Annotated in this window: 16 protein-coding genes; 15 read left to right on the top strand and 1 reads right to left on the bottom strand. The window is 36.5% G+C overall.

Translation table 11 applies throughout. From position 1 onward, the window contains the following. Positions 1-101 precede the first annotated feature (101 nt). The 13 genes from BUA03_RS07795 to BUA03_RS07860 all read left to right on the top strand — a co-directional run bounded on the left by BUA03_RS07795 (position 102) and on the right by BUA03_RS07860 (position 16,931). Positions 102-1,415 carry a glycosyltransferase family protein gene (locus BUA03_RS07795; protein WP_066079642.1) on the top strand — a complete coding sequence of 438 codons (1,314 nt, stop codon included), beginning with the start codon at positions 102-104 and terminating at the stop codon, positions 1,413-1,415. A gap of 83 nt (positions 1,416-1,498) precedes the next feature. Next, the gene (locus tag BUA03_RS07800) at positions 1,499-2,515 is read left to right on the top strand and encodes an N-acetylneuraminate synthase family protein (protein WP_066079638.1); all 1,017 of its coding nucleotides are present in this window, start codon (positions 1,499-1,501) and stop codon (positions 2,513-2,515) included. Continuing rightward, the gene (gene neuC, locus BUA03_RS07805) at positions 2,512-3,672 is read left to right on the top strand and encodes a UDP-N-acetylglucosamine 2-epimerase (RefSeq protein ID WP_066079632.1); all 1,161 of its coding nucleotides are present in this window, start codon (positions 2,512-2,514) and stop codon (positions 3,670-3,672) included. Before BUA03_RS07800 ends, neuC begins: the two co-directional genes overlap by 4 nt. Before the next feature lies 1 nt (position 3,673). Beyond that, the gene (locus BUA03_RS07810) at positions 3,674-4,372 is read left to right on the top strand and encodes an acylneuraminate cytidylyltransferase family protein (RefSeq protein WP_066079628.1); all 699 of its coding nucleotides are present in this window, start codon (positions 3,674-3,676) and stop codon (positions 4,370-4,372) included. Beyond that, the gene (gene asnB / locus BUA03_RS07815) at positions 4,372-6,102 is read left to right on the top strand and encodes an asparagine synthase (glutamine-hydrolyzing) (protein WP_066080736.1); all 1,731 of its coding nucleotides are present in this window, start codon (positions 4,372-4,374) and stop codon (positions 6,100-6,102) included. Before BUA03_RS07810 ends, asnB begins: the two co-directional genes overlap by 1 nt. A 73-nt stretch (positions 6,103-6,175) precedes the next feature. Beyond that, on the top strand, positions 6,176-7,573 hold the full coding sequence (locus BUA03_RS07820) for a glycosyltransferase family protein (RefSeq protein ID WP_066079625.1): 1,398 nt from the start codon (positions 6,176-6,178) through the stop codon (positions 7,571-7,573). Between the two features lie 89 nt (positions 7,574-7,662). Then, positions 7,663-8,139: a serine O-acetyltransferase gene (locus BUA03_RS07825; RefSeq protein WP_211266383.1), complete on the top strand. Its 477-nt coding sequence runs from the start codon at positions 7,663-7,665 to the stop codon at positions 8,137-8,139. Position 8,140: 1 nt separating this feature from the next. After that, positions 8,141-9,574, top strand: a complete 1,434-nt coding sequence (locus BUA03_RS07830) for an MBOAT family O-acyltransferase (RefSeq protein WP_066079621.1) — start codon at positions 8,141-8,143, stop codon at positions 9,572-9,574. A 1,468-nt stretch (positions 9,575-11,042) separates the two neighbouring features. Beyond that, entirely contained in the window at positions 11,043-11,912 is an 870-nt protein-coding gene (locus BUA03_RS07835; RefSeq protein WP_066081921.1) for a hypothetical protein, read from the top strand. Between the two features lie 273 nt (positions 11,913-12,185). Then, positions 12,186-13,412, top strand: coding sequence for a glycosyltransferase family 4 protein (locus BUA03_RS07845; RefSeq protein WP_317041093.1), 1,227 nt, complete (start codon positions 12,186-12,188; stop codon positions 13,410-13,412). A 3-nt stretch (positions 13,413-13,415) separates the two neighbouring features. Continuing rightward, on the top strand, positions 13,416-14,957 hold the full coding sequence (locus BUA03_RS07850; RefSeq protein ID WP_066081919.1) for a glycosyltransferase family 2 protein: 1,542 nt from the start codon (positions 13,416-13,418) through the stop codon (positions 14,955-14,957). Then, positions 14,954-15,946 (top strand): glycosyltransferase family 2 protein, encoded by a 993-nt coding sequence (locus BUA03_RS07855; protein WP_066081917.1) that lies wholly within the window; start codon positions 14,954-14,956, stop codon positions 15,944-15,946. The genes BUA03_RS07850 and BUA03_RS07855 overlap by 4 nt, the downstream gene beginning before the upstream one ends. 88 nt (positions 15,947-16,034) lie before the next feature. Then, complete coding sequence (locus BUA03_RS07860; protein WP_139255626.1) at positions 16,035-16,931, top strand: glycosyltransferase family 1 protein; 897 nt, start codon at positions 16,035-16,037, stop codon at positions 16,929-16,931. A 519-nt stretch (positions 16,932-17,450) separates the two neighbouring features. Here BUA03_RS07860 and BUA03_RS07865 read toward each other — a convergent pair. Continuing rightward, positions 17,451-18,200, bottom strand: coding sequence for a hypothetical protein (locus BUA03_RS07865; protein WP_066081912.1), 750 nt, complete (start codon positions 18,198-18,200; stop codon positions 17,451-17,453). Positions 18,201-19,122: 922 nt separating this feature from the next. Between BUA03_RS07865 and BUA03_RS07875 the strand changes: the two genes are divergently transcribed. Continuing rightward, complete coding sequence (locus tag BUA03_RS07875) at positions 19,123-19,335, top strand: hypothetical protein (RefSeq protein ID WP_066081908.1); 213 nt, start codon at positions 19,123-19,125, stop codon at positions 19,333-19,335. 167 nt (positions 19,336-19,502) lie between these two features. Then, positions 19,503-20,624: a glycosyltransferase family 4 protein gene (locus BUA03_RS07880; RefSeq protein WP_066081907.1), complete on the top strand. Its 1,122-nt coding sequence runs from the start codon at positions 19,503-19,505 to the stop codon at positions 20,622-20,624. Positions 20,625-21,347 lie beyond the last annotated feature (723 nt).

Below are 21,347 nucleotides of genomic sequence, written 5' to 3' on the forward strand. Positions count from 1 at the left end.
AAGAGTTTTTTTTATAGTGAAACCAAAAGATTGTTGGCAAGTGATTCAAAAATGGTGAAAATTTGCCATGTCAAATTTAAATTATATAATTTATGTATGTAATGAAAAAAAACCATGCGATTGTTGTTTGTTCGCATGATGTTTACCCAGATAGTAGATCAAGTGAAGGTATTGTTAATAGAAATTGGTTTGGCATTCTAAGTGCGAAATGTACTAATTTAGGGCTTTTGTCATCACAAAAAAGTATAAAGATTATTAAGCGTGAACTTTTGAATAATGTAGATAATAATGTATTGAAAATGCTGTTTCATTGGTCAAAATTACCTAAAAATACTTTCTTTGGATTTTTATATCGCATAATTAATAAAATTAGTTTAAAGCTATTGAATTTGTCACATGAGAGTTCATTGTATCAAATACTATGGGTTAAAATACAAACAGAGAAACTTCTTAAAATCAGTAATAGTACTTTAGAAAACACGGTCTTTTGGTCTAGAATTTTGCCAGCCTTTTCTATTTTGCCAATTATAAACGTTTGGAACCACAAACGAATCCCTTTTATTGTAAACATCAATGATCCATTTCAAAACAATTTAAAAAATTATTATTCTTATGATGAGAAAATATTAATAGAAACTGTGGAAAAAGCTCAGTGTTGGACATTTCCTTCCAAAAGGTTAGCTACTCTTATGGCTAACAAATACAATTTGGATGCGAGTAGATGTTTTGTCATTCCACATGCTATGCGCGAGCAAGATAAAATATATGATAGTAATAAATTTGTTAAGGGGAAACTAAAATTTATCTACACTGGAACATTTTATAAAAGTGCCTTTACAGATTCTTTTGGAATTGAATTGATAAAGTTTTCATTGTTTGAAGAAATTAATAAAGTAGAGTTTATTTTTATACTTTCTCAATACGATGATTTTTCATTTCAATGGATTAAGAAAAATATACCAAAAGCTATAATTCACACGAAACTGGATAGAGATAAAGTTTTGAAAATAACTGCTGATGCTGATTGTATGTTGGTAATAGATTCAATTATGCATAAAGACCTTTTAAAAGGAAAGTTAATTGAGGCTATATCACAAGGATTGCCAATTTTAGCAGTAACTTACCCAAATTCCGTTATGGACAATGTTGTAAAAGAGTATGGAGGAATTTCATCGTATCAAAATATTGAAAATGATATTTCATATAAACTTAGAAATTTTGTCACTAATCTAGAAAGCGAAATATGGCGTTCTGATTTTTGTAAAAAAAGAAAAATTGTGATGGAAAAGATTTCTGAAGAAAAAATAGCTACAGCTACAATAGAAATTACACAATATGCATTGGAGAGGTTTTTATGGATGGAAATGAAAAGCAAAAACGAGCCAATTACTCCTGTAAATTATAATTGGCCATAGAATGGACAAAATTTGAATCAACAGGATAATATTGCGCTGCAATAAACAATAATTATTTTTGACTAAGGCATTACATTTAAATCATGGCAATAAAAAAATCATCCCCTTATATTATAGCCGAAATAGGTCAAGCGCACGAAGGAAGTTTGGGTGTTTTATACTCCTATATTGATGCTATTGCGCATACTGGAGTTGATGCCGTTAAGTTTCAGATGCATATTGCCGAAGCAGAAAGTAGCGAACATGAGCCTTTTAGAGTACAGTTCTCTCTGGAGGATGAAACCAGATATGGGTATTGGCAACGAATGGGTTTTTCTTTAGAACAATGGAAAGGAATTAAACAGCATTGTGATACGCTTGGGCTTGATTTTATCTGTTCCCCTTTTAGCAATATGGCTGTGGATTGGTTAGAGGAAATTGGGGTGAAACAGTATAAAATCGGATCGGGAGAGGTTACTAATTTTCTAATTTTGGAAAAGATTGCACAAACAGGAAAGCCAGTCATCTTGTCTTCGGGTATGAGTTCCTATGACGAATTAGATAAGACCGTTCATTTTTTAAAAGAAAGAAAGGTCGATTTTTCTATTTTGCAATGCACCACAGCTTATCCTACTATGCCGGAACAATATGGTTTGAATGTTATAACAGAATTAAAGGAAAGGTATAATGTAGCAATCGGGTTTTCAGATCATTCGGCTAAAATAGAAACTTGTATTGCGGCAACGGCATTAGGTGCCAGTATCTTAGAATTTCATGTCGTTTTTGACCGGCAGCTTTTTGGTCCAGATGCCAAAGCGTCTTTAACCATTCAGGAAACAAAAGAGTTAGTACTAGCCGTTCAAAATATAGCCACCGCTTTGTTAAATCCTATAGATAAAAATAACAATACTGATTTTGCGGAGCTGAAACAAATTTTTGAAAAATCATTAGCTATAAATAAAAAATTACCTGAAAATCATATCCTCACTTTTGATGATTTGGAAGCTAAGAAACCAAAAAATTATGGTGTTTTAGCCATTAAATATCAAGAGGTGATCGGGAAAAAACTTAAATTCGACAAAAATCAGTGGGATTTTTTAAATGAAGAAGATATAGCATGAGCAATAAAAGAAAAATAGCAGTAGTCGTAACGGCACGTCCTTCTTACAGTCGGGTAAAAACCGTTTTGTCTGCTATACAAAGGCATCCTGATTTGGAATTACAATTAGTGGTTGCCGCATCTGCTTTATTAGATCGTTACGGTTCTGCTGTGAATTATATTGAGAAAGATGGTTTTACAATTGCTGCCAGAGTATTTAATGTATTGGAAGGAGAAAATCTGACTGCAGCTGCTAAAACAACAGGAATTGGAATATTGGAGTTGTCGACTGTTTTTGATAATTTAAAACCAGATATCGTTGTGACCGTTGCGGATCGCTTCGAAACAATGGCCACTGCTATTGCGGCTTCTTATATGAATATCCCTTTGGCACACATACAAGGGGGAGAAGTCACCGGAAATATTGATGAAAAGGTACGTCACGCCATCACAAAATTGGCAGATTATCATTTTGTAGCCTCCCAAAATGCTAAAGAAAGAGTCATAAAATTGGGAGAGGACCCTGAAATGGTTTTTAACACCGGATGCCCTTCTATTGATTTGGCAGACGAAGTAGTACAGAGTAAAATGCTTCCTTTTGATCCGTATGAGAAATATGGTGGAGTAGGATCAAAACCAGATTTAGCAGAAGGCTACTTAGTTGTTATGCAACATCCCGTCACCACAGAACATCAAGATTCCCGCAAACATATTGAAGCTACCCTGGAAGCCATTAATAAATTAAATAAACCCACCCTTTGGTTTTGGCCTAATGTGGATGCTGGAGCTGATGGAACTTCAACTGGAATTCGTGCTTTTAGAGAGCAACAGCAACTGCCTAATGTTCATTTTTTTAAGAATATGGAAGGCAAAGACTTTTTACAATTGCTACAACATAGTGATTGTCTGATAGGGAATTCAAGTGTAGGAATTCGTGAATGTGCGTTCTTGGGGGTTCCTGTTGTAAATATAGGTTCTCGTCAAAATAGAAGGGATAGAGGAGGAAATAGTATAGATGTTAATTATTGTCAAGAGCAGATTGAGAGTGCTATTTTAGCATCAGTACAAAGAGGAAAATCAATCTCTTCCTCCATTTATGGTGATGGGAATGCGGGTACGCAAATAGCTGAATTATTGATGCAATTGCCTCTGCAGTTTCATAAAACAATCATGTATTAAGATGAGGATTTTAGGTATTATACCTGCTCGTGGCGGATCAAAAGGGGTTCCCGATAAAAACATTAGATTGTTAGATGGAAAACCATTATTACAGTATACTGCTGAAATTGCTTTACAATCAAATTATTTGACCGAAGTAATTTTGTCCAGCGAGGAGGAAGCAATTATCACTGTAGCGAAGGATTTGGAAATCCATGTTCCCTTTATTAGACCTTCGGCATTGGCACAAGATAGCACACCAACTATTGATGTTATTATTCACGCTTTACAATGGTTTGAAAACGCAGGGGTATTTTTCGATGCAGTTTGTCTGTTACAGACTACGAGTCCCTTCAGAACTATTGATTTTTTAAATAATGCTATTGAGAAATTTATAGAAAGTGATTGCGATTCCTTGGTTTCAGTACAAAAAGTACCTCATGAATACAATCCACATTGGACGTTTGAAGTTAATCCTCAAGGGAACTTAAGAATTACCACTGGAGAAAATCAGATCATCAGCAGAAGACAGGAACTCCCGAATGCGTATCATAGAGACGGAAGTATATATATTACCAAAACCCAAGTGCTTTTAAAAGAACATTCTTTGTACGGTAAGAGTGTAGCGTATATTGAATCCAATCCAGAATATTATGTCAATATAGATACAATGGGAGATTGGGAAAAGGCGGAGCAGATGATAAAAAACAATCAAAAATAATGTGTGGTATTGCAGGAATAGTAGGTGATTTTAATATTCAGGAGCTGGACGCTATGCTGGGGAGTCAACACCATCGGGGTCCAGATGCTACTGGGAAATATGCGGATGCCAGTTTCGCTGTTTTAGGTCATAATCGACTGGCTATTATTGATTTATCGGTCCAGTCGAATCAGCCCTTTTTGGATTCTTCTGGACGCTATGCTTTGGTTTTTAATGGAGAAATCTATAATTACATTGAACTCAAAGCGAGTTTAAAAAACCAATATACTTTCAAAACGGAATCGGATACTGAAGTTTTACTGGCGGCATTTATTATTTATGGAACCGATTGTTTGCAAAAACTCAACGGCATGTTTGCTTTTGCCATTTGGGATAAAGAGTTAAAAAAAATGTTTGCGGCACGAGATCGGTTTGGAGTAAAACCTTTTTATTACAGCATAAAGAATAGCAGTTTTTATTTTTCATCAGAAATTAAAGCACTTCATGCTGCTGAAATTCCAAAGATACCTTACGACAAAGTATGGGCTTCCTATTTTGCCTATGGCACGTATGGCCATCCCGATGAAACTTTTTGGGAGGCTATATGTCAATTACCTGGAGGTCATTTTTTGGAATATGAAAACCAAAAACTACAAATTAAAAAGTGGTATTCTTTTGAAGAAGAGGTCGCCAAACAGCCTAAGAATTTAACCTATGCCCTAGCTAAAGAACACTATTTAATTCTTTTGAAAGATAGTATTAGGTTGCGCTTCAGGGCAGATGTTCCTGTTGGTTTCAATATCAGTGGCGGTCTGGATAGTTCCGTTTTATTGGCAATGGTTAATAGCCAGGAAAATGCCAATAATAATAGCAATAATTGCAATGCCTACACTTTCTACACCAATAACCTGGATTACGACGAGTTACCATGGGTAGAAGCAATGATTGCAAAGACTGATAATCCTTTGATAAAAGTGTTGTTACAAGCCGATGAAGTCCCTGCTTTGGCGAGGAAAATGGAGAGTCAACAAGACGAACCCTATGGTGGTATCCCAACATTGGCATATGCTAAACTATTTGAACAAGCCAGAAAAGACAAAGTATTGGTATTACTTGACGGACAAGGAATGGATGAGCAGTGGGCGGGTTATGATTATTATACGCTAGAAAATGAAGCTACAGTTCAAGGAGTTGATCATTCCCCTTATAAAATTAATATGCTGTCGGACTCCTTTTTAGCCAAAGCGGAAAAACCAGTCTATCCAAAACCTTTCGAAGACGTTTTATTAAACAAGCAGTACAGAGACTTGTTTTATACTAAAATCCCACGAGCGTTGCGTTTTAATGATCGGATTTCGATGATGTATTCTACTGAACTGCGAGAACCTTTTTTAGATTATCGATTAGTAGAATTTGCTTTTTCATTACCCTTGAATTTCAAAATAAAGAATGAAGTGACTAAATATATGTTACGTGAAATCGCCTCTGATTATCTCGCCGATGATTTGGTTTTTACTCCCAAAAGACCCTTGCAAACCCCACAGCGGGAGTGGTTGGCTGATGATTTGAAAGTATGGGTACAAGAGTGTTTTGAAGGAATTAACAACTCCAATTATTCAAGCTGGTTCAGTCAAGAAGAATTACAAAAAGAGTTACAGCTTTATATGGAGGGGGATTTTCAATCCAGTTTTCATATTTGGCAGTGCGTTAACTGTTTTAAATCGATTTTTAATTTGAAGAGATTAATTTAATTTAAATTGATTTCATCAATCAGATTAATAAACGATATTTGAAAAAATAATTAGAATAGTTAAGAGATATTTAATGTCAAACAAGAAAATATTTATTTTATTGCCTGATGGGGTAGGACTGCGCAATTTTGCATTTACAGATTTTTATACCAAATGTAAACAAGCCACTGCAATGGATTTAATTTTTTGGAATAATACACCATTTGATTTATCAAAAATGGGTTATAAAGAAATTAAACTCCAACAAAAAAAAGCAAGTGTTTTTTTAGAGGTATTAAAGAATGCCCGTAATGAAATTGAACTCAATTGTAATATTAGAAAATCGAAAGATGCCGTTTATGATTCTTATCGATTTCCATTTTCTTACAGGACTTTAAAATCAGCTTTAAAAAGTACGGCAACTCGTTTTGTAATTCAATTATTTGATTCTGAAAAAGGGTTAAAAAATGTGCGGACTCTAATCAAAAAGACAGAACGAAAAACAAATTTCTACATGGAATGTTCTGAACTTTTAAAGGTCGAAAAACCAGCATTTGTTTTTTGTACCAATCAAAGAATCAGTTTAGCTATAGTACCTTTATTAGCTGCGCAAGATCTAAAAATCCCAACTGCAACCTTTATTTTTTCATGGGATAATCTTCCCAAAGGAACTATGGTAGTAGAAACGGATTACTATTTTGTTTGGAGTTCTCGCATGAAACAAGAACTTTTATATTACTATCCTTATATCAAAGAAAATCAAATCTTAATAACTGGTAGCCCTCAATTCGAAAATCATTTTAAAGTAGACAATATAATTCCTAAAGAGATATTTTTTAAACAACATGGATTAGATATTACAAAGAAATATATTTGTTATTCTGGAGATGACGTCACTACATCACCTTATGACTCAGATTATTTATTAGATTTAATTAATGCTATTAGAATTCTTAATAAAAAGGGAATTCAATTGGGGGTTATTTTTCGAAGGTGTCCGGTAGATTTTTCAGATAGATTTAATTTCATTTTAGAGAGCAATAAGGATATTGTAAGTACCATTGACCCTAAATGGCACAAAGTTGGTGAAGGATGGAATACAATTCTCCCTACTAAAGAAGATTCCATTTTACAGTTGAATATTATTGCGCATACACAACTAGTTGTCAATTTGGGCTCTTCCATGGTTTTTGATTACGCCGCTCAAAAAAAACCCTGTGCATATATTAATTATAATCCAAAAAGACATAATGGTAATTGGTCAGTTGAAATAATTTATAATTTTATTCATTTTCGTTCTATGCCTGATGACGCAGTCGTTTGGCTCAATAGCCCTGAGGACATTGCGTACAAAATTGAAAATATGTTAGAAGATCAAGTAAATGAAGTTGTAGATCGTGCACAAGAATGGTTTGAGAAGATTAATCAACATCCTGCAGACAAGGCCTCTCAGCGTATTTGGGAAGGTATTGCTGAAATTTGTAAAAAATAAAAATGGTGAGGCAAACTATAACATCCGATTATAAGCGATGTGGCATCAGTAAGGTAAGTTTTTGGATACTGTTCAAGACTTTTATACTTATGCCTAATCCAGGACTGAAATTCTTGACCATTTTTAGGCTGACCCAGTATTTTAGAAAAAGAAACAGACCCTTATTTTACTTTTTCTTTCTGTGGTTGCGTCACTTGAAGGTGAAGTATGGTTTCGACATTTCCTATAGAACTCAAATTGGAGAGGGCTTTTATATTGGACATTTTGGGAATGTGGTCATCCATGGGGATACTAAAATAGGGGATAATTGCAATATTTCACAAGGGATTACTTTTGGAGTTAGTAATTCAGGCTCTCATATTGGAGTTCCACAAATTGGTAATAATGTTTTTATAGGACCAGGTGCCTGTGTTTTCGGTGGCATAACAATCGGCAATCATGTGACTATAGGTGCAAACGCAGTTGTGACAGAAGATGTGCCGGATTATCAAACCGTATTGAGTCCTAAAATGACAATAATTAACAAAAATTTGTCTTCTTTTTATATTCATAATAGCATCAACTAGTATGTTTTTCAATTCCTTTGCTTTTGCCCTGTTTCTGCCTATCGTATTTATCCTTTATTGGTTTGTTTTTAATAAAAATAAAAGCACCCAAAATTTACTGCTAATTGTTGCCAGTTATTACTTCTATTCCTGCTGGGATTGGCGCTTTTTGTTTCTGCTGGTTTTCTCCACTTTTTTAGATTATTACACCGGAATTCAAATTGAAAAGGCAAAGAAAGCAAGTCTTCGTAAATTTTGGTTTTGGTTGAGTATAAGCATCAATCTCGGTTTCCTAGGCCTATTTAAATATTATAATTTTTTCGCGGATTCATTTTCCAACCTACTAAATGGGTTTGGATTGCAAACGAGTCCTTTGCTGTTAAACTTGATTCTTCCGGTAGGGATTTCCTTCTATACGTTTCATGGACTGTCCTACGTAATCGATATCTATTTAAAAAGAATCAAAGCCGAATATAACTTTATAGATTATTCGTTGTTTGTGAGTTATTTTCCATTACTGGTCGCGGGTCCTATAGAACGGGCCACGCATTTATTGCCACAGGTAAAAGTAAAGCGCAGTTTTGACTTTCAAAAAGCCAAGGAAGGCGTTTTTCAGTTTGTTTGGGGACTAGTTAAAAAAGTGGTCATTGCAGATACCTGTGCTACGTATGCCAATGGCATTTTTGATAATTATGAAGCAATGAATTCGCTATCCTTGTTGCTGGGTGCAGTGTATTTTGCTTTTCAGATTTACGGCGATTTCTCTGGATACTCGGATATGGCGCTGGGGATGTCTAAACTGTTTGGGATCGATTTGTTGCGCAATTTTAATTATCCGTATTTCTCCAGAGACATAGCAGAATTCTGGCGGCGGTGGCATATTTCGCTGTCTTCTTGGTTCAAGGATTATTTATACATTCCATTAGGAGGAAGTAGTGGAGGCATGGCGATGAAAATTCGCAATACTTTCGTGATTTTTCTGGTGAGTGGTTTCTGGCATGGTGCCAATTGGACTTTTATTGCTTGGGGATTTATAAATGCCCTCTATTTTTTACCGTTGTTGCTTTTGAAAAGGAATCGGTCTAATATGGAAACGGTATCATTATACTGGGATTTTGCCTCAGTACGAGTGTTTTTCAGTATGCTGAGCACTTTTGCATTAACGTGCTTGGCTTGGATATTTTTTAGGGCAAAAACGATTGAAGATGCTTTTGAATATATAAAACGGATGTTTATAGATGGTCGATTTCTCTCCCAATATCTGGAAAATGAAAGGTACAATTATGAATTACTCCTACTGATTGCAGTTTTTATAGTTGTGGAATGGCATAGTAGAACGCATGTAGAACCCATTTCAGGGAAGTATTCTTGGCTGAAATTAGGGCTGTGTTTAATAGCCATTATCGCATTAGGTACCTACTCTGATTACAAAGAATTTATTTATTTTCAGTTTTAGGAAAAGATTTTCGTTTCACCTCTTGCGTCAAAGGGATCCGAATTTCCGTTTTACCCCGACCCTGGAGGGAGACGTAAATGTAGGCGCTCTTGAATGGGAGTGTGCAGTCTTTCTTTTTCCTACGCTTTAGGGATGGGGAAGGAAAAAGGAAGTAGGGGAGATTTGTGTTTTACTCCGACCCTAAAGGGAGCCGAAAATTGAGAACGTTTGGAGTTTAATTTTCGTTTTAACCCTGCCCTAAAGGGAGACGTAAATATAGGCGCTCTTGAATGGGAGTGTGCAGTCTTTCTTTTTCCCACCCTTTAGGGATGGGGAAGGAAAAAGGAAGTAGGGAATCCGAATTTCCGTTTTGCCCCGACCCTAAAGGGAGATGTAAATATAGGTGTTCTTAAATAGGAGTGTGTAGTCTTTCTTTTTCCCACCCTTTAGGGATGGGGAAGGAAAAAGGAAGTAGCGGAGATTTTCGTTTTACCTCTTACATCAAAGGAATCCGAATTTTCGTTTTGCCCCGGCCCTAAAGGGAGCCGAAAATTTAGAACGTTTGGAGTTGAATTTTCGTTTAACCCCGACCCTAAAGGGAGCCTAAAATTTAGGTGCCCTTGAATAGTAGTGTGTAGTCTTTCTTTTTCCCACCCTTTAGGGCTGGGGAAGGAAAAAGGAAGTAGGGAATCCGAATTTTCGTTTTGCCCCGACCCTAAAGGGAGCCGAATTTTCGTTTTGCCCCGGCCCTAAAGGGAGCCGAAAATTTAGAACGTTTGGAGTTGAATTTTCGTTTAACCCCGACCCTAAAGGGAGCCTAAAATTTAGGTGCCCTTGAATAGTAGTGTGTAGTCTTTCTTTTTCCCACCCTTTAGGGCTGGGGAAGGAAAAAGGAAGTAGGGAATCCGAATTTTCGTTTTGCCCCGACCCTAAAGGGAGCCGAAAATTGAGAACGTTTGGAGGTTAATTTTCGTTTTAACCCTGTCCTAAAGGTAGACGGAAATATAGGTGCTCTTGAATGGTAGTGTGCAGTCTTTCTTTTTCCCACCCTTTAAGGATGGGGAAGGAAAAAGGAAGTAGCGGAGATTTTCGTTTTAACCCTGTCCTAAAGGGAGACGTAAATAAAGGCGCTCTTGAATGGGAGTGTGTAGTCTTTCTTTTTCCCACCCTTTAGGGATGGGGAAGGAAAAAGGAAGTAGCGGAGATTTCCGTTTTACCCCAACCCTAAAGGGAGACGTGAATGTAGGTGCTCTTGAATAGTAGTGTGCAGTCTTTCTTTTTCCCACCCTTTAGGGATGGGGAAGGAAAAAGAAAGTAGGGGATCCGAATTTCTGTTTTACCCCGACCCTAAAGGGCGGCGAAAATTGAGAACGAACCTGAGATAATTAATGGGATGTTTCTTTTTCCTACCTTCAAAGATAGGGATGAGGAATGAAAAAAAACGATTATTTACAAAGAAACTATAAATAGAATACAGAATAAAACAACAATGAAGCAGTTTGTAATTTTTACGGTCAAAACCCTCGTGCTACTATTTTTACTATTAGTGGTATTGGATTTCATGTATACCACTGTCTATTTGCAAGCCTCCAATCGCGGGAAAGTTGATTATGTTTACAACTCGAAACCAAGAAATTACGATGTGGTAATTTTAGGATCTTCCAGAGCGAATAATCATTTTGTGACGCAATTATTTCAAGAAAAAGGATTGAAAACGTTTAATTATGGCATGAGCGGCGGACATTTATTTGAGGCTTCTTTGTTATTGAAATTGATGGTAGAGCGAAACTATTCGATCCAAAATATAATCATTGAAACCGATTTAAATCTGTCTAATGAAGACCGATCCGATGCCGTTGCAGCCAAGTTTTTACCGTATTTACATCAGTCTACAATTATAAAAAATCATTTTTCAGAAGAAGATGATTTTTTGCAATTGTATTGTATTCCCTTCTATCGCTACGTGAAATTTGATGCTTCAATAGGTTTTCGAGAAATGTATAATAGCTTTATGAGTAAACCAACGAATACACTGAAAAAAGGAGGTTTTTATGCATTGGGGAATAAAAAAGGAAACATGAAAAATGACATTAGAGCTTTAAAGCCCATCCATAATAAATACTATGAAGAGATTAAACAAATTTGTGCTACCAATAATATCAATTTGATTGCGGTGATGACGCCAATGTGCAGCAATACAAAGGGATTGGATTATTTTGAAAAAGCAAATAAGATCTACCCTGAAATTCATAATTATGAAAATGCAGTGGAAGGCGACGAGTGCTTCTCTTCCTGTGGACACCTGAATGACACGGGAGCGAGATTGTTCACAAGACGCATTTTAAAAGATTTTTTTTGAGTTTTTATCGCTACCGTTTTTTCACCCTTTCAAAGTTTTGAACTCTGAAAGGGTTATACAAATACAATACCATGAAGAAAGATACAAATGTTTCCGTTTCGGCTCCCCTCTCCTTTAGTAGAGGGGCCGGGGGTGAGGAAAACACAGCATTCCATTTCAGCAATAAAACAGCATGAAGAAAGATACAAATGTTTCCGTTTCGGCTCCCCTCTACTTTAGGAGAGGGGTCGGGGTTGAGGAAAACACATCGCCCCATTTCAACAATAAAATAGCATGATAAAAGATAAAAATGTTTCCCCTTTAGCTCCCCTCTCCTTTGGAGAGGGGTCGGGGATGAGGAAATTAGCCTTTCTAACCCCTGAATACCCTCATGCGATCACCGGTAATTCGGGCGGCATTGGTACGAGTATCAAAAACCTCGCAATGGGATTAATCCAAGAGGGATGTCCGGTTCGTGTTTTGGTTTATGGTCAAAAAGAGGAACGCCTGTTTAACGATAATGGTATTGTTGTGCAGCAGATAAAAAATATAAAATTCAAAGGATTGTCTTGGTATTTGACCCGAAAAAAATTGGAGCGCATTATTAATTCACTGTACCAAAATAAAGAAATTGATTTGGTAGAAGCACCGGATTGGACCGGAATTACCTCTTTTATTACGCCAAAAAAATGTCCCGTTGTCATTCGGCTAAACGGCTCTGATACTTATTTCTGTCATTTAGACCAGCGCCCCGTAAAATGGATAAATAAATTTCACGAAAAAAGAGCCCTTCAAAAGGCGGACGCCTTGCTGTCCGTGAGTCAGTTTACTGCTGATTTGACGAATGAGGTTTTTGATTTAAAAAAAGAATTTACAATTATCCCTAATGGAATCGATACCGAAAAATTTAAGAATAACTTTGCGGGTAGCAGTTCTTGTATTCCCCCTTTAGGGGCTAGGGGGCTTCTGTATTTTGGGAGTCTAATCCGGAAGAAAGGGTTGCTAGAGCTGCCTTTTATTTTTAATGAAGTAGTTCGTCAAAGTCCGACCGCGACCTTAATTTTGGTCGGTAAAGATGTTCCAGATATTATTTCGGGAAATCCTTCGACGTGGAAAATGATGCAGGAATTGTTTACGAAGGAGGCCTTGGCTAAGGTTACTTATTTAGGGAGTGTTCCGTATCAAGAGATAAAAGAACACATAGCGCAAGCAACGGTTTGTGTTTTTCCAACATTTGCAGAAGCCTTACCGGTTTCTTGGATTGAGGCCATGGCGATGGAAAAAGCAATTGTCGCGGCTAACATTGGTTGGGCAGCAGAAGTGATTGATGAGGGTAAGAATGGCTTTTTAGTACATCCTGCGAATCATCTCGAATATGCCAACAGGATCGTCGCATTGCTTGAAAACGCTACCTTACAAAAGGAATTTGGTTCCTCTGCCCGCAAAAAAGTAATTGAAAAATTTAGTATAAAAGTGGTAGCACAAAAAAGTTTGTTCTTTTATAAATCCTTAACGAACTAAGTTTTGATTGTCGTATATCATTTAAATTCTAAAATTACTGCAGTAGTAACTGCGGATAATCAAATAGTAGCATTTGATTTTAAAGGCACTATTGCCGATGGATTACATGTTTTAGCCCAACAATTCCCCGATGAAGTAGTAATCTGGTGCGAGGTATCGGTAAAAGAGAAACTCAATTTAGAAGCAATTCCAGTTTTGCTCCATCACAATAAAATAATGCTGTCGTATGCTGACTCAGATTTTGCTTTTTTGGGTAGAAGGATAGGATATGTTGAGGAGTCTTTATTTATCAACACAAACAAAAAAGTATGCTATCCTACTTGGCAAATGAGCAGTTTGGTTGGCGTTGTACATGCTTCTGTACTAATTGCAGTACAAGATAAAATAATGAAGGAGATTGATTTTGATTATTATTTGAATTCTATGGCTAAAGTAGCAATGCCATTGGGATTGTTGTGTTATTCGGAACCCCAACTTTTAAAACAGCAGCAAAGAATAGAGGGGCAACAAGCATCAATCCATACCCTTTTTCGGTTTGTAAAACAACATTACAAAACACGGTGGATTTTTTTATTGTTTCTTAATTTGATGATTCACGAGAGGAGTTTTCCTCTACTTCCACTGATAAGTTCTTTTTTTTATAGGTCTAGAAAAAACAACACAATCAATTTGGAAGGCATAACAGTGGTTTCCTCCAAAAAAGTCATCGGTACCGCAACAATAGATGTAATTATCCCAACCATTGGCAGAGCAAACTATTTGTATGATGTATTGATTGATTTTTCCAAACAAACCGTATTGCCTCATAAAATTATTATTGTCGAACAAAATCCAGAGCCATTAAGTAAAAGTGAATTGCATTATATTGTTGAAGAAAATTGGCCTTTTATAATCCAACATTTTTTTATTCACCAATCAGGAGCCTGTAACGCAAGAAATTTGGCATTGGATCAAACGGAAAGCGAATGGGTTTTTCTAGCCGATGATGATAACCGTTTTGAACCTAATTTATTGGAGGAAATTTTTAAAAAAATAAAAAAATACGGTAGTCCCGTAGTTACAACTTCATATCCTCAAAAAAATGAAGCTAAAGTATTTTTAAATATAGTACAGTGGTCTACTTTTGGAGCAGGTAATAGTTTAGTTAAAAGAGAGCTGTTAAAGAAAGTTAGATTCGATATGGCTTTGGAATTTGGTTATGGTGAAGACAGTGATTTTGGAATGCAATTGCGAAATAATGGGAATGATGTTTTGTATTTGCCGTATCCAGAAATCATGCATTTAAAAGCACCCATTGGTGGCTTTAGGACAAAACCTGTTCTACCATGGCATCAAGATAAGGTGCAACCCAAACCATCACCAACGGTCATGTTGTATATTCTTTTAAATAATACCAAAGAGCAACGGCTGGGGTATAAAACAACTTTATTTTTTAAGTATTATAGGTATCAAAAGATCAAAAACCCATACCGTTATTTTATTCAGTTTCAGAAGCAGTGGAACCAAAGCGTTTTTTGGGCCAATCATTTAAAAATAAGACCATGAAATTTTCTTTAATTGTGTGCACCTATATGCGTCCCGACCCTCTGCTAAAATTATTGCAATCGGTGCAGCTGCAAACGCTTTATCCTGATGAGATTTTAATTATTGACGGATCCACAAACGATCAAACGACAAGGGCACTTGAAAAAGCGAATTGTAGCAACCTAAAGTATTTCCTTGTTCCAAAGGAAGCTCGTGGACTAACGAAACAAAGGAATTATGGCATTGAAAGAGTTGAAAAGGACACTGCCGTAATTTGTTTTCTAGACGATGACATCGTTTTAGAACCAGATTACTTTCAGGAATTATTAAAAACCTATGAAGTATATCCTGAAGCTCTAGGTGCGGGAGGTTATATCATTGAAGAAACAAAATGTGACTTTGTTGGTTACGATTACAAGCCTAAGACAGCGGAGTTTTACTTTGATGGATGGAAGCGCAAGGACGGCACTCGGTTTGTAATGAGGAAAAAGTTAGGATTAGATAGTGACTGTCCGCCAGGATATTCCTCTTTGTACTCACACGGACGCAGCGTTGGTTTTTTGCCGCCGAGCGGCAAAATGTATGAGGTAGAAATGTTGATGGGCGGGGTCTCCTCTTTTAGAAAAGAAGTATTTAAAACCCAACAATTCTCTACTTATTTTGAGGGTTATGGTTTGTATGAAGATGCCGATTTTACTTTGAGAGTAGCTAAAACTGGAAAATTGTTCCTCAATACCGCGGCTCAATTGTATCATTATCACGATGCGTCGGGCCGACCCAATCAATACCAATATGGTAAAATGGTCGTGCGAAACGGGTGGTATGTTTGGAGAACGAAAAATCCAAAACCATCGCTAGATGCGCAACTGAAATGGCATTCCATTACACTACTTTTGACAGTGATTCGATTTAGCAACACCTTTACAACCAGTAAACGCAAGGAAGCCTTAACGGAGGCTTTCGGTAGAACTGTAGGTTGGTGGAGTCTGTTGGTTAGTAAGCCAAAGTAAATTTGTTAAACAAAATATATCGTTTAAAGTAATGGTTGTAAAATTATTAAATATCCCTAACTTTTATTCCACTTATTATTTGTTGGGATTGTATAAAGAGTATCGCCTGCAATTTGAGGCGGATACTCGTTTTATTAAATTTAACAATCTACCTATACTTATTTTTCAAATTAATGGCAAAATTGCTGTAATTGATAACGATGATCCAGTAGGAGTTGTCCAAGAGTTGTATGAAGTTTGTGACCTGTATTTTGTAACTAATAAATTGAAAAACACGGCATCCTACAACCAAAAAAAAGTAAGATCCTTGTTTCCTCATTTCCCGGTCAATGTAATAGCTATATACATCCGAGTATTTGGATTTGAATTACTTAGGTATTTAAATTTAAAAGAGTTGGTACGTCAAATTTATATACAATGGAGAAGGCCCTATTATAAAGGTGTAGTATTTACTAAGATAACAGATAAATTTGTTTTTTTTTCTTCTAATATTTGGAAAAAAGAACCTCATGCTAACGCCATAAGGGCTGAGTTTATTCGTTTCTGCATTAAGGACCCTCGAATAAGTTTTGAAGGCGGTTTCGTATCTAGGTCTGATAAAAACAATCTAGGATTTGAGGATGTAGTGAATAAGGTGGTATATTCTCCGAAAACATTTTCCCGATTGAGTTCTAAATCTTTAATAGCACTCAATAATCCAGCAGTTTGTGATGCGGTAAGTTGGCGTCTTGCAGATTATCTCAATCAAGGGTTATTTGTTGTTTCCTTTCCATTTAAAATAGAATTGCCAAAAGATTTTGTGGATCAACAAAATATATACTTTATAAACTCAACAGAGGAATATGGGAAAGTTTTAAACACTATTTTAATTGACACAGAATTTCATGAAAAAATTTCGAGGAATGGTAAAGATTATTTTGATACATATTGCACTCCGAGAGCACAAGCTAAATACATAATTGAACAATTGCTTAAAAATAATTAACTTAAATGCAAATGACAATTAAATACAATACTAAAGAAATATAGGTTAGTTGGTAGTAATGTATTTTGCTTTTCATAAAAAAGTCTTTGATTCAATTCGATTTTCTACTTATCTTAAGGACATGGTTGCTAAGAAGATGCTAGTTTTATTTCGAGAGCAGCTAAAAGCGGAAACTTATACCTCAATACCGCGGCTCAATTGTATCATTATCACTATGCCTCTGGCCGGTCTAACCAATATTACTATGGTAAAATGGTAGTGCGAAACGGTTGGTACGTCTAGAGAACGAAAAATCCGAAACCATCGCTAGATGCGCAACTGAAATGGCATTCCATTACACTACTTTTGACCGTGATTCACTACACGAATGCGTTTAAGGGCACAAATAAAACAGAAGCCTTGACGGAGGCCTTGGGCCGTACCGCTGGTTGGTGGAGTTTGTGGTTGCACAAGCCAAAAGAATCAAAACAGAAAACCTCGTAATGCAACGAGGTTTCTAGTCTGCAAGCGGTTGCTCTTTTAAAGGATTTCAACCAAATTCAAGGCATTGTAGTTGCCACTTCGCAATGGATATTGAATTCCATTGACGTCTTGATAAAATTCAATCAGCAATAAATACAATTGTATTCCTGATCCCGCTGGAACCTGCTCTGGGGTCAAGTTGACTGTAATTAAGTTTTGATCCAGGAGAACATTAGAAATGGGACTGTAGCTTTTGTCAAACAGGCCTGTTGCTAAATTCAAATTGATAAAAGCACTGCGGAAACTGACGTGAGTGGCGTTGTTAGGCGTGCTTAATTGTTCCAGAGGAATAAAATCAGTAATGGCAATAGTTCCCGTGTCTGTGGCTACCGTAAAGCTGGCTTGTAAAACCGAAGCTAAGGGCGCTTTGATATTAAAATCAAATCCTTTCAAGAGTTGTTTCCCTTCCTCGCTGGCAATGCCTGCTGCAACATTTCGCTTGCCTCTGGCCGACACAGCATCAAAATTTTTGATGGTATTCATCAGTTGTAGCATGCGGCTGGATAGTTTGGGGTCTTTCGCTCTGTTCAATATCACGCCTGTGGCATCTCGGATCAGTTTTCCTGATTTGGCGTTCAACGCAAATTCGCTTAAATTTTCTCTGGTTCTTGCAAAAGCTGGATCAGTCATGATTCTTTTTTTACTGACGCCTCCTTTGGTTCTCACCATATACCCGTCTTGACTTTTGTAAAACGTTAGCCCATCTAACGTACCTTCAATTTTGATAATTCCTGCTAATTTGCCCATGATTATTTGTTTTTGGGGATTAATAATAGTCAAATGTAGAGTGCTTTTGCTTGGTGTACAAGGACTTGGTATCGTTCGGACCGTTTTTGGACTATTGTGTTGTTTTTGTAGAAAGAGTAAGAAAGTATCAAATAATACGGTAATAAGCACAACCGCACATACGTATCAAAAAGAAGCTAAATAGGGCATAAATACCGTTTTAACCGTTTTGTACCACATCGTAGTTCTCCATTAAAAATACGAAAGCGAAGAAATCGCAGAGGCGTTAGAAGAACTTCTTAGCTGCGGTGAGGATACCCTATACATACCCCGTAGATACCCGCAACATTCCGCAGTCAAAATAGCAAGACCGAGAGGAGCAATTATATTCATAATAAAGAAGCTATTCGCAATTTGGTTATGATGCCAACGAAGAGCTAAAATTAGTTTCCTTATAATGGAATAGATAGCCGACACCTGCAATTACAGTGTTATTTGAAAACAATGAAAGTCAGATACAACTACATTAACCTAGTCAACAGGTTAATGTGTACATTACACTATCGTAAATAATTAGTTTTAGTTCTTGTAATGAACAAAGCAGCGAATGTACAACCAGGGATAAATGGCAAATTTTCAGCGTACTAGTATTGAAAAATGACATTTTGCATAATAAAACTTACAAATTGAAAGTTTTAATTAAATACTTATTAACAAATGTAATTAATTTTTTACTTTTTTATCATGTTGATTTAGGGTCGTTTATAGACGTTTGTAGTGGTTTGAACTGCTTTTTGACATTTCACTTAGTAGGATAGGGCTGTTTAGCCGGTAATGGGAAAGTTCAATCTTGTGGTTGTTAATAAGTTACTTCTTATGGTACGCTAGTGTTTGCTAAATTTGTATTTATAAACAATGCAACAGCGTCTAACCAGCACAATTTATGTATAGAATTGTTATTTATCCAAGCGACATCGTGATCCTTACTGGGAAAAGTGAGAGTTATGCTCGTAAGGAAATTCAAAATCTTAAAAAAGAGTTGGAAAAAAAACCATGTCAAAAAGTGACCATAAAAGAATATTGTGAGTACTATGGTTTTGACCTCAAAGAAGTGACGGAGGTTTTGTCCAAATTTGAAATAAAGCACGCTTCTTGAAATTGCTAGCGCAAAAAGCGTCATAATTAGCAACTTCTGCTTCAGACGCTTTTGACAATGGGATCATTTAGCACTACATTTGTCTAAGGAGCAAGAACAGATCTTTTTAGAATGATACAAAAGGGACTATAAGAAGGCTGAATTGATCCTTTAAATAAAATTTAAAAATGACATTTGCAATCATTACCCATGTTCCCCATACTGCAGCGGGAGCGCACTATTTTGCTTATGCGCCTTATGTTCGCGAAATGAATATCTGGGCAAAGCACGTTACAGAATTGATTGTTGTTGCACCCCTAGTAAAGTCGGAGAGAACGGCAGTTGATACTGCGTACCATAGTCCAAAAATTAAATTTTTACCCGTTGATTCTTTTGACGTATTGAGTGCAAGTGGACTGTTAAAAACCCTCCTAAAAATTCCAACTATTAGTTGGCAAATCTACAAAGCCATGCGTTCTGCAGATCACATTCATTTGCGGTGCCCAGGAAATATAGGTTTGTTGGGATGTGTAATCCAAATCGCTTTTCCGTCCAAATCGAAGACTGCTAAGTATGCCGGGAATTGGGATCCGAAATCGAAACAGCCGTGGACCTACAAACTGCAGCAATGGATTTTGTCTAATACTTTTTTAACACGGAACATGCAGGTTTTGGTTTATGGAGAATGGGAGGGAAGCACTAAAAATATAAAACCTTTTTTTACCGCTACCTACACGGAAGCGGATAAAGTACCTATTATCACCAGAAACTTAAAAGACCCCATTCATTTTGTTTTCGTGGGAGCTTTAGTGGCTGGAAAGAATCCGTTGTATGCCATTCAACTAATAGAACGATTGGTTGAAAAAGGACATCAAGTTCGATTGACGCTCTTTGGGGAAGGAAAAGAACGGCAGCAATTAGAGCATTATTGTTCAGTAAACAAGTTGGAAAATTGTGTAGTACTGAAAGGAAATCAAACCAAAGACACCATTCAAAAAGCGTATCAAGACAGTCATTTTGTTATTTTGCCTTCCCAGAGCGAGGGCTGGCCGAAAGTGATTGCCGAGGGCATGTTTTGGGGTTGCGTTACCATTGCAACAAAAGTATCGTGTGTTCCTTTCATGCTGGATTTTGGAAACCGGGGACTCGTATTGAACATGAATCTGGAAAAGGATAGTGCAGTAATCGAAAGTGTCTTAAATGATCAAGCCCTATTTGATAGCAAGCAAATGAAAGGGGCAGCATGGTCTAGAGGCTACACCATGGATGTTTTTGAATCAGAAATTAAAAAACTGCTATTGGATTCCTAAAGTTTTCCAACCCGTTTAAATAGTCATCACCAAATACGTCTCTTCGAGTGTTTTTGGCTAGTACTGGATTTTCCATGTTAAACACAAACTCGTCAAGCCAAAGATGTATCGAGAAGTTCGTTTAGTTATAAAGGTTCTCGATACAATTTTTAAAGCAGGCCATTTACTTTAAAAAGAAAGCTTAGTTTAGCTTTAAAAGCCATTCGAACAGACGTGCGTAATCATCACCAAACACGTCTCTTCGAGTGTTTTTGGCTTGTAATGGGTTTTCCACAATAACCTTAAACCCGTCAAGCAAAAAATGTATTGAGAAGTTTGTTTAGTCACAACAGTTCTCGATACAATTTTTAAAGCAGGCCATTTACTTTAAAAAGAAAGCTTAGTTTAGCTTTAAAAACCACTCGAACAGACGTGCCAGAGTGCGATTTGATTTAATAAAGCTATCTCATCATCACCTACTTACTACTTTCCTCTGCGTCTCTTCGAGTGTTTTTGGCTTGCAATGGATTTTGCATTTCAAACGAAAACTCACCAAGCCAAAAATGTATCGAGAAGTTCGTTTAGTTATAAAGGTTCTCGATACAATTTTTAAAGCAGGGCATTTAATTTAAAAAGCAAGTCTAGTTCCGCTTTAAAAACCACTCGAACAGACGAGCGTAAATAGCTAGGTAGAATGAGCAAGATAATTGGAAGATAAATTAAAAAGTAAATCAATGAAACAAT

Source organism: Flavobacterium fryxellicola (genome assembly GCF_900143245.1).
GTDB lineage: Bacteria > Bacteroidota > Bacteroidia > Flavobacteriales > Flavobacteriaceae > Flavobacterium > Flavobacterium fryxellicola.